We start from the raw sequence: 14440 nt of genomic DNA on the forward strand, positions 1-14440 counted from the left end.
TTGAAGTCTTCCCGAAGAGGTTACAATCCTTTGTTAGCTGAAGCTTTTTACGCATGTTTAAGAAAGTATAGAAACATATACTTTCTTAAACTGTAAAAAAAGACACCCTTCCCACGTGGAAGCGTGCCGTTGAAAAGGAATGATGAATCCATCTGCTACTTGGCCTTAAGTTTGCCCCATCAGAACACGCGCATGGGGCCACCCACATCGCCTGTGACGGATCCAAGGCCACATTCCCCATCAACTCTCCTATCCGCGTAGGAAGCTGACCAGTCCAACAGAGGCAGGTCTCCTGACTTATGGCTCATCGATTCCCATCTCCCTTCCCAGGTGATACACCCAGTGGTTTCATGACGGGTCTCTCCCCAAATACAGTGGCGGGACCGTGCCGGATTCTCACCGGACTTCCCTTTTAAGCCCATTGGGCAACCCATGGGCACCTCTGCTGATCCTCTATGCAGTTGTAGCCAATATAGTAGAGTAAATAATCACCAAGCAAGCAAAAAAGCCCTGGCCGGAGGACCAGGGACTGTGCATCTTTGTCTAAGCCAATCTATCTGTTCACCCATCAGACAAGTACTAACTTGGCAAAGATCTCCGTTACAGAGAGTAAAAAACGGCGAACAAAATGAAGGCATTATGACACCTTCCCCTTTATCCTTCCCACCGAAAGATAAAGTGACACAAGCTCTAAAAGCAGGTCTCCTGGCTCGCGCTTCATCTTACTCTTGCACCTTCCCGGTTGCTTTACAACCGGTGGTTTGCTGCAATTTCATCCACGCTCACAGTAGCGGGGGCTGCATCGGATTTTCACCGATTTCCCTATTATCCCAAATGCATAGGTATCCGGGCACTTTTAGAGCAGGTGTATATAATTTTCTTAATTCTATTAAACAAAAAATGTTCCCGTCTGACAAGCCCTATTTTTCAATATGAACCAGTTTCATAAATCTGAGCCCAACGGCTCAAAGGATTTTATTTGTACAGCCGAAAATCTTTTATATATGGCTCAAAACAGGGTGGGTTACTTCTTTTTTGCCCTTGTGCTACAGAGGCCACCGCCCACCCTGCTTATGCAGTTGCCAGGTTTTATTCTATCATTTTTTATTATTTTCTCTATATTAAAACCTCAATACTTATTCACCCTTTGCTTGCGCTGTAGAAATGATTTTTCTATTTCGCTCTTGTCGTTACTCCAATTGTCATTTATCATTAAAATAATGGATTAGTATCAATTCACGGATAGATCGTTGAAACTGTTTGTTATTGGTTAATCATACGCCTGATAATCATTATTTTCGAAATTTATTGTTACTTAATTACTACCTCTAATTATTTAATAGATAGAAGTACTTCTTTATAAATACATAACATAAAATAAGGTAAGCAAATTAGGAGGCCTTTATGAAAGAACTTTTAAATGAAAATGAACTCCCGTGCATATGTACACCATTAACTGGTAAAAATAAAGCAGAAATTATCTCTGAACTAGTAACTATTGTTCCTAAGAATCCTGATTTGATAGAATGGCGTGTTGATTTTTTTAACGATATTGACCAACTTGATGAAGTGTTCTCTACACTACAGGAAATTTATAATCATAGCAATGGAATTCCTCTACTATTTACAATTCGCTCCCAAGCGGAAGGTGGACAAGAGATTCCTTTGCTTGAAGATGAACGAGTTGAGTTACTTTGTAAGGTGTGCGAAAGCGATTTCATAGATATGATTGACTTTGAGGTATCGAATAACCCTGAACACATTAAACGTTTAAGAGATGTTTCAAATAAACATCTAAAAAAACTTGTGTTATCTTATCATAATTTTGAATGCACACCTAAAAAAACAGAAATCTTTAAACATTTATTGATGATGCAGTTTTATGGTGCAGATGTTGCAAAAGCAGCCGTTATGCCTAACAGCCAGGAGGATGTCATTACTTTATTAGAAGTAACGAAAGAAGCGAAAGAAACCTTAACCATTCCTGTTGTAACCATGTCTATGGGAGAGCTTGGTATAGTTAGCAGAATATTTGGCTGGTATTACGGTTCTGCTATTACATTTGCTGTTGGAGATAAAAGTTCGGCCCCGGGTCAAATTCCCATTGAAACACTTCAACAGATAATCCGAATGGTAAAAGATTCTATCGGATACGATTAAAAAACGAAACCGAGTTTCCTTGTTTAGGAAGCTCGGTTTCAATGTTGTAATAATTTTAAATTACTTCACTTTTATTAAGTTAAGTTGCGAAATGTCTCCTTTTCTTTGAAAAGAGGGCAAACGATTGGTGTAGTGGGGCGTACAGGAAGCGGTAAATCCACTCTACTGAAGCAATTGATAAGACAGTATCCTGCAGAGAAAAGACAAATCTTTATCTCAGGAGTTCCTATTGAAGAGATCCCGCTAGACGATTGCGATTGCACAGCTGGATCGGATATGGATCATGAATCTGTTGTTCCGGTTCTATGATCCTCAACAAGTTATCCTCTCTAAATGATACAATATTAGAGAGTCGTATTAAAAATTACCAGTATGTTTCATAACATTTTAGGAAATAACTGAATACGCAAAGTCAAAATCTGAATATAAAACCTCAAATGGAAAGGATGTATTGATTTTATGAGTGAAGAAACACGTCGAAAAGAGGCTGGGTTAAATAAAGACATAGCTCGTTGGACTGGCTGGATAGGTATTATTGTAGCTGTTATCGGTCTCTTTTTCGCTCCATTCTGGTTAGGCGGAACTGCTGTTGTATTAGGGATCATTACCCTGTTCAGCCCTATGAGAACATTAGCTTGGTGGTCCATTGTTTTGGGAATTGTAGCAATAGGTATTGGCTTCTTTTTTACCGGAGGATTTACACCACCTGCTTAATAAGCAAATATTTTGACTATATTCCCCCTACACAACAAAAGATAAAGAGTTCAATATCCCCTTGTAATAAAGGGGATATATCTATGCAATACAGTTAAATGTACTAAAAAGGGTGAGTAAAGTTGATATTCATTTACAATTGTTATGCCGGTACTCATTCATCGGCTTTAGCAGCTGCATATCACCTCGAAAAATTACCTAATGACCGACTTCCCACGAAAGAAGAAATCCTTAATGTCGATATTTTTAATAAATTATCAACAGATGACTTTGGGAAAATTATTTTTCATGGAGAAGATAGAGAAGGAAATAAGGTTTATACTCTTGGAAGAGGAAGGTCAAAAGAAGTAATCCCCGCTCTTCAAGATTTATGTTTACTCCTTCACCGTCATGGAAACCTCACAGAAAAAATCATTTTTTCTAATGCTTCACCAACGGTCCCCTTATCCATGACATTTGGTGGTCTTTTTTCAAGACGATTACGCCTTCATTTTATTGGAATTCCGTTACTAATTAGAGGAGCCAGACAAACTTATCACAACATTGCAGATCTCGTAAATCATACAAAAAAGGTAGCCAAAACAACACATCTTCCGGTTAAAGTTTTAGACAATAAATCTTTTGAAGTCAACCCTTTCCAAAAATAATGTGTACCTCACTCAAAATTAAATCATTATTATTAGAAATACTTGTTTATGTGTTCATATAAGAAATAATCCCCCGTTTGTTGGAGATAGAAGACATCGAAACGTTGGTCGTCAATGCCAGGAACATGAAGAATGTCTGTGAACGGAAAACCGATGCCAAAGATGCCGAAGTATTGCTGATTTGTTGCGGCATGGCTTGCTACAGGTAGCTACATTCCGAATCGGAAACAACGTTCGGGAGCTGATTCGTTACCTCCGCAGTTTAATCGACGAGCGTGCGCGAAGGAGAAAAAGCCTAGAGCGACTAATATAGAGCGGGACAATGGCCCGCTCTAAAAGATGTTCAAACAGGGGATGAACGGCAATATTGGACGTCATGTGTTAAGCCATGTCAGCCGGTTTAAACCTCAGGCTCAAAGGTTTTACAATCGGTTTCTTTTTGATCAGCGGCCTGTTTGCCGTGATGGCTGACAATATAAATGGCATCGGCTGCACATTTATTGCCCTGTTCCCAGTATTTGCAGTTGCTCACTTCACACAACACATCTCTGGCCATGGCATTCACCTCCCTGTTCTCTTAATTTTCTCCGTACACTGGAAAAGCATTCTTGCCATTTTATACGAGCTGAAAAGTTCTCTCTGTCATGAGTGATTTAAAGACCTTGCTAAAAAAAACGGCCGGACACTCTGTTCCGGCCGTTAGACAAGAGAGGAGATTGATGTTACACACATGGTGCTTTAAACAACCATACTTAAACCACATACTTTTCGGCTTCAATAATACGGTTGGCAATACGCCGCTTGATTTCAATGGTATTAATCGGATTGTGACGGGTCAGTTTTTTCACAATGGCCAGCATGGTACGCAAGGTATCCCCTTCTTCCATGGCAGCCAGACTCTCTCTGGCGATCCCTTCCAGACGCTGCAGGGCTTCCTGGACATAGACGCGGGTGTAGTCCAGCTTTTGCTGTTCCTTAGCTTCACCGTTTTTCTGTACGGCTTTTTCCGTTCTCAGGATGGCACTTTCCATGCCGTAAATTTCAATGACCATGTCAGCGATGTGGGCCAACAGTTCCTGCTCTTTTTCCAGCTCTTGCTGATATTTTTGCACGCCAGTGCCGGCTACCATCAGGAACAGTTTTTTGGCCATCTCCAGATGCTGTTTTTCTTTAGCCAGCAGTTCGCTTTCATCCGGCTCCTGGGGCATCAGCATCATCAGCTCTTCCTGCAGGCCGCTGGCTTTGGACAACAGATCCAGCTCCCCTTTCATCACTTTGCGCATGAGCGTGGCCGGAATGAGCAAACGGTTAATCTCGTTGGTGCCCTCAAAAATACGATTAATACGGGAATCACGGTAGGCATTCTCCACCTCGTACTCGCTCATGTAGCCGTAACCGCCATGGATCTGCACTGCTTCATCCACCACAAAGTCGAGGGCTTCCGAGCCGTATACTTTGTTGATGGAGCATTCAATGGCATATTCGGCAATGGATTTGGCCACTTCCAGGCCGTTTTGCATCTCCTCTTCGCTCAGTTGGCCCAGCTTTTCTTCAAACAGGCCAGTGGTGCGGTAAACCATGCTTTCGTTAACAAAGGTGCGGATGGCCATGTCGGCCAGTTTGTTTTTGATCAAGTTAAAATTGGCAATCGGTTGTTTGAATTGCTTGCGCTCTTTCGCATATTTAACCGAAATCTCCAGCAGCCGTTTGGTGGAACCGACGCAGCCCACGGCCAGCTTGTAGCGTCCAATGTTCAGAATATTAAAGGCGATCACGTGCCCTTTACCAATCTCACCCAGCACATTTTCAACAGGCACTTTGGCTTCATCCAGGATCAAGGTGCGGGTGGATGACCCCTTAATGCCCATCTTCTTCTCTTCAGGACCGGTGGAGACACCCTCATAGTCCCGCTCAACAATAAAGGCGGTAAATTTTTCCCCATCCACTTTGGCGTAGACAACAAACACATCAGCAAAGCCGGAGTTGGTGATCCATTGCTTTTCCCCAGTTAACAGATAGTATTTGCCGCAATCGCTTAATTTAGCCACCGTTTTGGCCCCCAGGGCATCGGAGCCGGAAGAAGGTTCTGTCAGGGCATAAGCGGCAATTTTTTCGCCCGTAGCCAGGGCAGGCAGGTACTTTTTCTTCTGCTCTTCATTACCGAAAAAGACGATGGGTAAAGTGCCGATTCCCACGTGAGCCCCAAAACTGAGGGCAAAAGAACGTCCCGGGGACAGGTATTCGGTAATCAGAGAGGAACTGATTTTGTCCAAGCCCAAACCGCCATATTTTTCAGGTATATCGGCACCCAAGAGACCCAGTTCTCCTGCCTGCTTCAACAGTCTCACCGTATGCTCAAAGTTGTGGTTCTCAATTTCCTCCAAAACCGGTCTGACTTCGTTCAACACAAATTCTTCTGTTGTTTTGGCGATCATGCGGTGCTCTTCACTAAATTCTTCAGGTGTCAACACTTGCTCCGGCGTGACATCCTCGATTAAAAAGCCTCCGCCACGCACAAAGGATTTCACATCATTCATGTTTATCTCCTCCTTGTTTTCCTTAATTCACACTTTATATTCCATTCTCTTAATCTCATTCACACAGTTCAAACACACCGGCTGCGCCCATGCCGCCGCCGATACACATGGTCACAACCCCAAAACGTTCCCCACGCCGTCTCATTTCATAGGCCAGGGTCAGAGTCAGTTTGGCTCCGGTACAACCCAGCGGATGGCCCAGGGCGATCGCCCCGCCGTTCACATTCACTCTCTCTTCATCCAATCCCAAGTGGCGAATAACCTGAATGGACTGGGAAGCAAAGGCTTCATTCAGTTCCACCAACCCTACATCATCCAGGGTAATACCGGCCAGTTTAAGAGCTTTGGGTACTGCTTCCACCGGACCGATACCCATAATGTCCGGATCAACGCCGCCAACAGCAAAGGATTTAAAGGCCAGCAGCGGTTGTAAGCCCAGTTCATCCGCCTTTTCTCTGCTCATGACCACCACAGCAGCTGCTCCGTCACTGGTCTGAGAGGCATTGCCCGCTGTCACCGTTCCCCGGGGATGGAAGGCCGGCTTTAACGTAGCCAAAATCTCCATGGTAGTGTTGGGGCGCACCCCTTCATCTGTATCAAAGGTGAAGGTGCGTTCCTGAACCTGGCCGTTTTCATCCAGATAACGCTCGGTAACCGGCACCGGGACAATTTCCTCTTTGAAGCGACCCTCTTTAATGGCCGCGGCTGCCCGTTGGTGACTGCGCACGGCAAAAGCATCCTGATCTTCACGGCTGATTTCAAAGCGGCGGGCCACCTCTTCCGCCGTATGCCCCATACTCATGTAGGCTTCAGGCAAGTTTTCCATCAGCCAGGGATTGGGAGCCACTTTATGCCCGCCCATAGGCACGCGGGTCATGCTTTCCACTCCGCCGGCAATCATCACGTCGGCATGGCCCAGCATAATTTTTTCCGCCGCAAAAGCGATCGCCTGCAAACCTGAGGAGCAAAAGCGGTTAATGGTGATGCCCGGTGTGGTGGTGGGCAGCCCGGCACGAAGGGCGATAATGCGGGCCATATTCATGCCTTGCTCCCCTTCCGGGAAGGCGCACCCGATAATGATATCCTCAATTAAGGCAGGATCAAAATCTCCCGCGCGCTTAATGGCTTCTTTGACAACCAGGGCGCCCATATCTTCCGGCCGGACCTGCTTGAGCGATCCTTTTTTTGCTTTGCCAACCGGTGTGCGGGCCCCCGCTACAATCACTGCTTCTCTCACGGCACTCTCCTCCTTGTTTTTCAGATGATTGATGTGCTGGCGTTCCCTTAGTTTCTGAGAGGCTTGCCTTTGGTGAGCATGTATTGCATCCGCTGTTGTGTTTTTGGTTCGCCGCACAAGCTTAAGAAGGCTTCGCGCTCAACGTCCAGCAAGTATTGCTCATCCACCAGGGTTCCCTGTGGCAGATTTCCTCCGCATAAGACATGGGCCAGTTTTTCGGCAATTTTGTAATCATGGTCGCTGATCTGGCCGCCTTTTTTGAAGGTATAGGCGCCCAGCAGCAATACGGCTTTTCCTTCTTGCCCGACCACTGGAATCTTTTGGGGCTGAGGCGCACGGTAGCCTGCCCGGGCCAGCTCCAGCACTTTTTGTTTGGCATCGTAGATCAGGAAGCTTTGATTGATGCTGATGCCATCCTGCGGCCGGATAAACTGATACTGACGGGCTTCCTCAGCACTGGTGGACACCTTAGCCATAGCGATCGTCTCAAAAGCGAGATTGACCAGCTGCTGCAGATCCACATTGGCTTTGTCCGGCACACTGTCATACAGGCGTAACAGCACTTCTTTGTTGCCTCCGCCGCCCGGGATCAAGCCGACGCCCACTTCAACCAGTCCCATGTACGTTTCCGCAGCAGCCTGAATACGTGCGGCAGGCAAACAGAATTCAGTGCCCCCTCCCAAGGTCATGGCGAATGGTGCAGCCACCACCGGCTTTTCACTGTAACGGATGGCCATGGTTGCTTGCTGGAACTGGCGCACCATGAAGTCAATTTCCGGCCAGTTCATTTCTTGGGCTTCCATGAGCAAGAGCATCAAGTTGGCACCCACACAGAAGTTTTTGCCCTGGTTGCCGATGACCAATCCTTCATAGTTTCTGGCCACTTCATCCAGGCTGAAGTGCAGCATGTGGATGATGTCAGCTCCAATGGCATTGTTCGGGGAATGGAATTCAAGCAGAGCCACACCATCACCAATATCGATCAAGCTGGCTCCGGCATTTTGCTTAATCACTTTGCCTTGTTCTTTTAATGCCACCAGGGAGATCTCTTCCGGCCGTTCTTCCACCTGCTTATACTCACCATGGCTGATATAGAACGTTTTGCCTTGTTCCCGGTTGTAGAAGAAGGTTTTCCCCTTGGCCAGCATCGTTTTGATCCAGTCGGGCACCTGTTCCCCTTCTTCTTCCATGCGGGCTACAGATTGTTGCAAACCAATGGCATCCCAGGTTTCGAACGGACCCATTTCCCAGCCGAAGCCCCACTTCATGGCCTGGTCGATGCTGACAATATCATCGGCTATCTCACCCAGTTTGTCAGCCGAATAGAGCAGCACCCGTTTCATAATGTTCCAGACCAGCTTGCCGGCCCGGTCCTTGGCATAAACAATGGTCCGGATCTTCTCAGCGAGATCTTTTTTGCCTTTGCTTTGTTGCAGTGAAGGGGCATTCAACTTTTTGCGCGGCACATATTCCATGGTGTTGTAATCCAACTCCAGGATTTCGCTGCCTTTGTCCCCTTTCACTTTCTTGAAAAAGCCTTGTCCTGCTTTAGAGCCAATCCAGCCTTTATTCACCATGTGCTGCATAAAATCCGGCAGTTTGAACACATCTTGTTCAGTAGGATCGCTCACATTTTCCCGCACGTTATGGGCCACATGGGCAAAGGTATCCAGACCGACCACGTCCAGAGTACGGAAGGTGGCACTTTTTGGCCGTCCTATGGCCGGACCAGTCACTGAGTCCACTTCACCCACACTGTAGCCGCCCTTGACCATTTCGTCCACGATGACCATCAAGCCGTAACAACCGATGCGGTTAGCAATAAAGTTGGGTGTATCTTTGGCCAGCACCACCCCTTTGCCCAGCACTTTTTCACCAAACTCTTTCATAAATTGCACCACTTCGGAATCCGTCTTGGCCGTTGGGATTACTTCCAACAGCTTCAGATAGCGGGGCGGATTGAAAAAGTGGGTGCCCAGAAAATGACGGAGAAACGCCTCGGAACGCCCCTCACTCATCGCCTCCACCGAAATGCCGGAGGTGTTGGTGGAAACAATGGCATTCTCCTTACGGTAAGGCTCAATTTTGGCCAGCACTTGCTGCTTCACATCCAAGCGCTCAACGACCACTTCTACAATCCAGTCCACTTCCTTCAATTTGTCCAGGTCGTCTTCCAGATTGCAGGCGGTGATCAGTTCAATCCGGCTTTTGTCATACAAAGGGGCCGGTTTCTGCTTTAACAGCTTTTGCCGGTTTTGCTCGGCAATGCGGTTGCGCACCACTTTGTCTTCAAGTGTTAAGCCTTTCCTTTGCTCTTCCTCTGTTAAAGATTGCGGCACAATGTCAAACATGTACACCGGTATGCCCACATTGGCCAAATGGGCGGCAATGCCGGCACCCATCACACCGGAGCCAATCACAGCCGCTTTGTTGATACGATAACCCATTGTCTATTCCCCTCCCTGAAATGTTCTGTTGTTTAAGGCCTGTACCAGAGGTGAAACAGGCGCTATGTACCCTATTAAGATACATATGCTTTACATTTTGAATGAATGTTCATTCATTATTGGTGCTGAAAAAACATTCCTGCACATCAGCCTGGAATGTAAACGCTTTAGAATATTCTACTTATACTATAAGCCAAAATCATTTTTCTATCAACAGAAAAATTTAAAAATTTTCAAGTGGCTGTATTCAGCATAGGCCAATTAGTAAAAACATTAATCCTGCGTCAAAAAAACTGTTAGAAAAAGTAACAAGTTTTCACCTGTGACAGAATAAATATGGTATAACTTAGTAAAGAGAACGCTGATGCACAACATCAGCGTTCTGATCATCTTCGTACATTCGTACTCCTCATAGCTGATTGCGGATCACAGGATTCATACGCCATTTAGATTTCAATGACCAGCCATACATCTGACATACCGCAATAACTATTAATCCTCAGCTTTGCCCCGGTCTTTCTTCCGCCCGCGATAAACATATAACAGCACACCTATCACACCGACAATGGTTAAGATCACAAAGGCATAATCATTGGACAACTCCATGATCATATGCTCTCTTGGGTTCATCACCAATCCTCCCTGTTCCCCTTTGATCCGGCTGATACGAGCCGGAATGCAGCTTCAAAGACTTAAGTTTCTTTGTAATAGCCGGTTTGAGGAGCTTCATAATCCTTGGGCATCTCTTCCCGTTTTTCTGAGGGCAGCAGGCGTGCGGAGTTCATGTTTAACATAGCCAGCATAGGGCAATAACGGGTAATGCCCTCCGCTACTTTCATGGCCGAAGCCATTGTGACCATCATGGGAAATCCCCGGTTGGGATGCCGAACCATTTGGGCAGTTCCCCAAGCTACACCAGTCAAACCAAACGTGATACGCACAATGGCGTCAAACGTACCGACATTTTTCTTCATCATTTGTTCCTCCTTCGTAACATGCTTACCATGTCCTTAGTATGTAAAAAAAGGCACGAATCATGCATGTCGGCTCTGATTGTTGCTGTCAATGATTTGTCAAATCTGCACACGGTGCTAACCTTGATCCTGCCCGCAAAAATCGTCATAATGAAAGTTAGTGAGACGAAAAGAGAGGGAAAAACATGACAAAAGCCGACACATTTAATGACTCGTTCCTGAAAGCCTGCCGCAAGGAACATGTGGAACAGCTGCCGGTATGGTATATGCGCCAAGCCGGCCGCTATGATCCTGAGTATCGGAAAATTAAAGAAAAGTATTCATTACTGGAGATTTGTGCCCAGCCCGAGCTTGCTGCAGAAGTGACCCTGATGCCAGTACGCAAGCTGGGAGTAGACGCTGCCATTTTATACTCTGACATTATGAACCCGGTTGCTTCCCTCGGCATTGATTTTGACATTGTCAAAAATGTGGGACCGGTCATCCATAATCCTGTACGGACCAAAGCGGATATCGAGAGCCTAAAACCCATTCAGGTGGAAGAAGATCTTGGCCATGTCCTGGCAACGATCCGCATCCTGAAACGTGAGTTAAACGTGCCACTGATCGGTTTTGCCGGGGCACCCTTTACCATTGCCAGCTACATTATTGAAGGACGGCCGTCAAAAAATTATCGCCGAACCAAACAATTAATGTATAGTGAACCGGAGCTGTGGCGGCAACTGATGGACAAGTTAGCTGACATGGTTAGCACCTATTTGCGAGCACAAATCAAAGCGGGGGCAGATGCTGTGCAAGTGTTTGACAGCTGGGTTGGCGCGCTCTCGCCTGCAGATTTCAGCGCTTATGTGCTCCCTGCCATTAAAGCAATTTTTGAGCGTTTGGCTGATGTATACGCCCCTAAAGTCTATTTCCCCGGCGTTGCTTCTGGGGAGCTTCTCCCCTATTTAAGGGAGATCAAAGCCGATGTGATCAGTGTAGATTGGCGGGTGGAGATCAGTGAGGCCAGGAAGCGCCTCGGACCATCTTTTGCTGTGCAGGGTAATCTGGATCCCATGGTGCTAACCGCCCCTTGGCCAGTCATTGAACGTTATGCCAAGATCATCATTGACCAAGGGTGCCGCCAGCCTGGCTACATTTTTAACTTGGGGCACGGTTTGTTCCCGGAAGCCTCCCTTGACAAACTGAAACAACTGACGGCCTTTGTCCATCAATATTCCTCATCGCTTATGCAACAACCGGCACAGTAAAGAAAACAAGACCAGAAAGCGAGGAACGGTTATGCCCTCAAAAACGATCGGCGTGTTAGTGATGTCCTACGGAACCCCGGAAAATATGGAGCAGGTAGAAGAATACTACACCCACATCCGCCGGGGAAATCCCCCATCCGCAGAGCAGTTGCAAGATTTAAAAGACCGCTACGAAGCCATTGGCGGTTTGTTTCCCCTGCGCAAAAACACCAATGCCCAGGTAGAAGCGTTACAGGATAAACTTGACCAGCTGCAAGGGGCTGCAGGGGTGCAGTTTCGATGTTATCAGGGGCTGAAACATGCCCACCCCCTCATTGAAGAAGGCGTGCAAGAGATGGCCCGGGATGGAATCAAGGAGGCGGTTGGCATCGTGCTGGCTCCCCACTACTCCATCATGAGTGTAGGCAGCTATATTAAGCGGGCCCAAGCAACGGCAGAGAAGGCAGGTATCTCTATGCGGTTTGTGCAAGACTACCACCTCCATCCCCAGTTGATTGAGGCCTGGGCAGAACGGGTACAGGATACCCTCTCCCAGTTTGAGGCCCACATTCAAAACCAGGTGCGGATTATCTTTACCGCCCACAGCTTGCCGGAAAAGATCACAGAGATGAATGATCCCTACGTTGATCAACTGCTGGCCACCTCCAAGGCGGTTATAGACAAAACGGGACTGGCCAACCACTGGCAGATTGCCTGGCAAAGTGCGGGACAAACACCCGTGCCCTGGCTGGGACCTGATATCTTGGACGTTTTGCGTAGGCTCCGGCAGGAAGAAAAAGTGGAGCATGTCTTGATCTGTCCCATTGGCTTTGTTTCCGATCACCTGGAGATCTTGTATGATATCGACATTGAAGCCCGAAGTGTCGCCCGAGAATTAAGCATCGAGCTCAAACGGCCCCCTTCTCTCAATACAGACCCCCGTTATATCGCCGTACTGGCCGATAAGGTCCTCGGCGTCTATCAAGGGGACGGCCAGCTATGACCAGTCCGGACGTCCGTCCCCAAAAAGTGGTTATCATCGGTGGAGGGATCAGCGGACTCAGCGCCGCCTACTACGTGCAAAACATAGCTGAAAAGGCCGGTCTGCCCATAGAGCTCTCCCTCCTGGAAAAAGACGGGCGACTGGGGGGCAAAATTGACACCTTGCATCGTGATGACTTTATCATCGAACGGGGCCCCGATTCTTTTTTGGCCCGCAAATGGCCAGTGATTGAATTGTCCCAGGAACTGGGCCTCAACAAATACTGGGTCGCTACCGGCCCCCAAGCCAAACAAACCTTTGTTGTCCATCACAAAAAAATGCATCCTTTACCACCCGGGTTAATGCTGGGCATTCCCACACAATGGACGCCTTTTTTAAAGACAGGGTTAATTTCCCCCCTGGGTAAAGCAAGGGCAGCTCTGGATCTCATCCTGCCTAAGCGTAAGGAGACAGGAGACGAGTCTCTGGGGCACTTTCTCGAGCGCCGGCTGGGAAGGGAAGTGGTCGGCCAAATGGCAGAACCGCTCTTGTCCGGTATCTACGCCGGGGACGCTTATGACCTTAGCATACAGGCCACTTTCCCCCAGTTTCAACAACTGGAGCAAAAATACACGAGTCTCATCAAAGGCATGATGATCAGCAAACAACGCATGCAACAAACAAGCCGATTGCCAGCAATGGCTCAAAAAAGTATGTTTCTCTCCTTCCAAGGAGGATTAAGCACCCTGGTCAAGGCGTTAGCCTCGGGCTTAAAACGGGCCCAGCTCCGCACTCAAACGGCGGTCAAAGGTTTACACAAAAACGAATCAGGCTACCGTCTTCAGTTAAACGACGGGCAAACCCTGGAGGCCGATGCCCTGATTTTGGCCACTCCTGCCTTTGTCACAGCCCAGCTGTTGGAGGAACCTGAACTGCGCCAGTTACTTGCACCCATTCGTTATGTGTCGGTAGCCAATGTGGTCCTGACCTTCAATCAAGAAGATATTAACGTGCCCTTAGAAGGGTCGGGATTCGTTGTACCCAAAAAAGAAGGGTACACCATGACAGCCTGTACGTGGACCTCCTCCAAATGGCCCCACACAGCACCTGAAGGAAAGGTGCTGATGAGAGTTTATGTGGGCCGTGCTGGCCAAGAGGATATCGTCAAGCAGGATGACGAGCATATTTTGAGCATCGTGCAACAGGAACTGCGGGAACTGACTGGGCTGAACGCACAGCCTCTTTTTTACGAAGTGAATCGCTGGTTTCAATCCATGCCTCAGTACCAAGTGGGGCACGTCGAGCGTCTGGAACAATTAACCTACAAATTGAACATGTCCCATCCCGGCCTTTTTCTATGCGGGGCTGGTTACCGCGGGGTCGGTATTCCTGATTGTATCGGCCAGGCCAAGCAAGCAGCCCAGAATTTGCTCGCCTATTTGACTAAAAAAGCAGAGCCCTGATATTGATTTGCAGCACACTTCACACACAAAACACCTTCCATTCTTGCTTT

General features: G+C 47.3%; 14 protein-coding genes, 1 pseudogene and 2 riboswitches. Of the genes and pseudogenes, 8 read left to right on the forward strand and 7 right to left on the reverse strand.

All coding sequences use genetic code 11. From position 1 onward, the window contains the following. Nucleotides 1-179 precede the first annotated feature (179 nt). Nucleotides 180-308, reverse strand: a complete 129-nt coding sequence (locus tag J2S00_RS05785) for a hypothetical protein (RefSeq protein WP_307336649.1) — start codon at nt 306-308, stop codon at nt 180-182. Then, nucleotides 266-459, reverse strand: a riboswitch (cobalamin riboswitch). It overlaps the preceding gene by 43 nt. Before the next feature lie 219 nt (nt 460-678). Then, nucleotides 679-873, reverse strand: a riboswitch (cobalamin riboswitch). Nucleotides 874-1404: 531 nt separating this feature from the next. On the opposite strand from J2S00_RS05785, the gene aroD reads away from it, so the two are divergent. The 5 genes and pseudogenes from aroD (at nt 1405) to J2S00_RS05810 (ending at nt 3730) form a co-directional block, all read left to right on the forward strand. Further along, entirely contained in the window at nt 1405-2160 is a 756-nt protein-coding gene (gene aroD / locus J2S00_RS05790) for a type I 3-dehydroquinate dehydratase (protein ID WP_307336651.1), read from the forward strand. 84 nt (nt 2161-2244) lie between these two features. Continuing rightward, a pseudogene (locus J2S00_RS05795) lies at nt 2245-2438 on the forward strand (ATP-binding cassette domain-containing protein); the annotation flags it as partial. 181 nt (nt 2439-2619) lie between these two features. Continuing rightward, nucleotides 2620-2874 (forward strand): hypothetical protein, encoded by a 255-nt coding sequence (locus J2S00_RS05800; protein WP_307336654.1) that lies wholly within the window; start codon nt 2620-2622, stop codon nt 2872-2874. Between the two features lie 122 nt (nt 2875-2996). Next, nucleotides 2997-3521, forward strand: a complete 525-nt coding sequence (locus J2S00_RS05805) for a DUF3189 family protein (protein ID WP_307336657.1) — start codon at nt 2997-2999, stop codon at nt 3519-3521. 80 nt (nt 3522-3601) lie between these two features. Next, nucleotides 3602-3730 carry a hypothetical protein gene (locus J2S00_RS05810; protein ID WP_307336660.1) on the forward strand — a complete coding sequence of 43 codons (129 nt, stop codon included), beginning with the start codon at nt 3602-3604 and terminating at the stop codon, nt 3728-3730. Between the two features lie 191 nt (nt 3731-3921). Here J2S00_RS05810 and J2S00_RS05815 read toward each other — a convergent pair whose 3' ends face one another. From J2S00_RS05815 to J2S00_RS05840, 6 genes are all read right to left on the reverse strand, one after another. After that, nucleotides 3922-4077: a DUF1540 domain-containing protein gene (locus J2S00_RS05815; RefSeq protein WP_307336663.1), complete on the reverse strand. Its 156-nt coding sequence runs from the start codon at nt 4075-4077 to the stop codon at nt 3922-3924. Between the two features lie 196 nt (nt 4078-4273). Further along, complete coding sequence (locus J2S00_RS05820) at nt 4274-6058, reverse strand: acyl-CoA dehydrogenase FadE (protein ID WP_307336666.1); 1785 nt, start codon at nt 6056-6058, stop codon at nt 4274-4276. A gap of 55 nt (nt 6059-6113) precedes the next feature. Further along, complete coding sequence (locus J2S00_RS05825; RefSeq protein WP_307336669.1) at nt 6114-7295, reverse strand: acetyl-CoA C-acetyltransferase; 1182 nt, start codon at nt 7293-7295, stop codon at nt 6114-6116. Nucleotides 7296-7342: 47 nt separating this feature from the next. After that, complete coding sequence (locus J2S00_RS05830; protein WP_307336671.1) at nt 7343-9742, reverse strand: 3-hydroxyacyl-CoA dehydrogenase/enoyl-CoA hydratase family protein; 2400 nt, start codon at nt 9740-9742, stop codon at nt 7343-7345. A gap of 492 nt (nt 9743-10234) precedes the next feature. Continuing rightward, a complete protein-coding gene (locus J2S00_RS05835; RefSeq protein WP_307336674.1) occupies nt 10235-10372 on the reverse strand; it encodes an EYxxD motif small membrane protein in 138 nt (45 codons plus the stop codon). Between the two features lie 62 nt (nt 10373-10434). Next, nucleotides 10435-10716 (reverse strand): YgaP family membrane protein, encoded by a 282-nt coding sequence (locus J2S00_RS05840; protein ID WP_307336676.1) that lies wholly within the window; start codon nt 10714-10716, stop codon nt 10435-10437. Between the two features lie 185 nt (nt 10717-10901). On the opposite strand from J2S00_RS05840, the gene hemE reads away from it, so the two are divergent. Genes hemE through hemY form a run of 3 tightly spaced genes read left to right on the forward strand, consistent with a single transcriptional unit; the run spans nt 10902 to nt 14390 of the window. Next, nucleotides 10902-11966 carry a uroporphyrinogen decarboxylase gene (gene hemE / locus J2S00_RS05845; protein ID WP_307336677.1) on the forward strand — a complete coding sequence of 355 codons (1065 nt, stop codon included), beginning with the start codon at nt 10902-10904 and terminating at the stop codon, nt 11964-11966. A gap of 31 nt (nt 11967-11997) precedes the next feature. Then, the gene (gene hemH, locus J2S00_RS05850; RefSeq protein WP_307336679.1) at nt 11998-12948 is read left to right on the forward strand and encodes a ferrochelatase; all 951 of its coding nucleotides are present in this window, start codon (nt 11998-12000) and stop codon (nt 12946-12948) included. Next, the gene (gene hemY, locus J2S00_RS05855) at nt 12945-14390 is read left to right on the forward strand and encodes a protoporphyrinogen oxidase (RefSeq protein ID WP_307336682.1); all 1446 of its coding nucleotides are present in this window, start codon (nt 12945-12947) and stop codon (nt 14388-14390) included. The genes hemH and hemY overlap by 4 nt, the downstream gene beginning before the upstream one ends. Nucleotides 14391-14440: the final 50 nt, after the last annotated feature.

Origin of the sequence: Caldalkalibacillus uzonensis (assembly GCF_030814135.1) — a bacterium.
In the GTDB taxonomy this organism is placed as follows: Bacteria; Bacillota; Bacilli; order Caldalkalibacillales; family Caldalkalibacillaceae; genus Caldalkalibacillus; species Caldalkalibacillus uzonensis.

Bases quoted from the DNA above. Each gene is read 5' to 3' on its own strand.
- J2S00_RS05785 (WP_307336649.1), bottom strand. From the start codon at position 308: ATGAGCCATAAGTCAGGAGACCTGCCTCTGTTGGACTGGTCAGCTTCC.
- aroD (WP_307336651.1), top strand. From the start codon at position 1,405: ATGAAAGAACTTTTAAATGAAAATGAACTCCCGTGCATATGTACACCA.
- J2S00_RS05800 (WP_307336654.1), top strand. From the start codon at position 2,620: ATGAGTGAAGAAACACGTCGAAAAGAGGCTGGGTTAAATAAAGACATA.
- J2S00_RS05815 (WP_307336663.1), bottom strand. From the start codon at position 4,077: ATGGCCAGAGATGTGTTGTGTGAAGTGAGCAACTGCAAATACTGGGAA.
- J2S00_RS05820 (WP_307336666.1), bottom strand. From the start codon at position 6,058: ATGAATGATGTGAAATCCTTTGTGCGTGGCGGAGGCTTTTTAATCGAG.
- J2S00_RS05830 (WP_307336671.1), bottom strand. From the start codon at position 9,742: ATGGGTTATCGTATCAACAAAGCGGCTGTGATTGGCTCCGGTGTGATG.
- J2S00_RS05835 (WP_307336674.1), bottom strand. From the start codon at position 10,372: ATGAACCCAAGAGAGCATATGATCATGGAGTTGTCCAATGATTATGCC.
- J2S00_RS05840 (WP_307336676.1), bottom strand. From the start codon at position 10,716: ATGAAGAAAAATGTCGGTACGTTTGACGCCATTGTGCGTATCACGTTT.
- hemE (WP_307336677.1), top strand. From the start codon at position 10,902: ATGACAAAAGCCGACACATTTAATGACTCGTTCCTGAAAGCCTGCCGC.
- hemH (WP_307336679.1), top strand. From the start codon at position 11,998: ATGCCCTCAAAAACGATCGGCGTGTTAGTGATGTCCTACGGAACCCCG.
- hemY (WP_307336682.1), top strand. From the start codon at position 12,945: ATGACCAGTCCGGACGTCCGTCCCCAAAAAGTGGTTATCATCGGTGGA.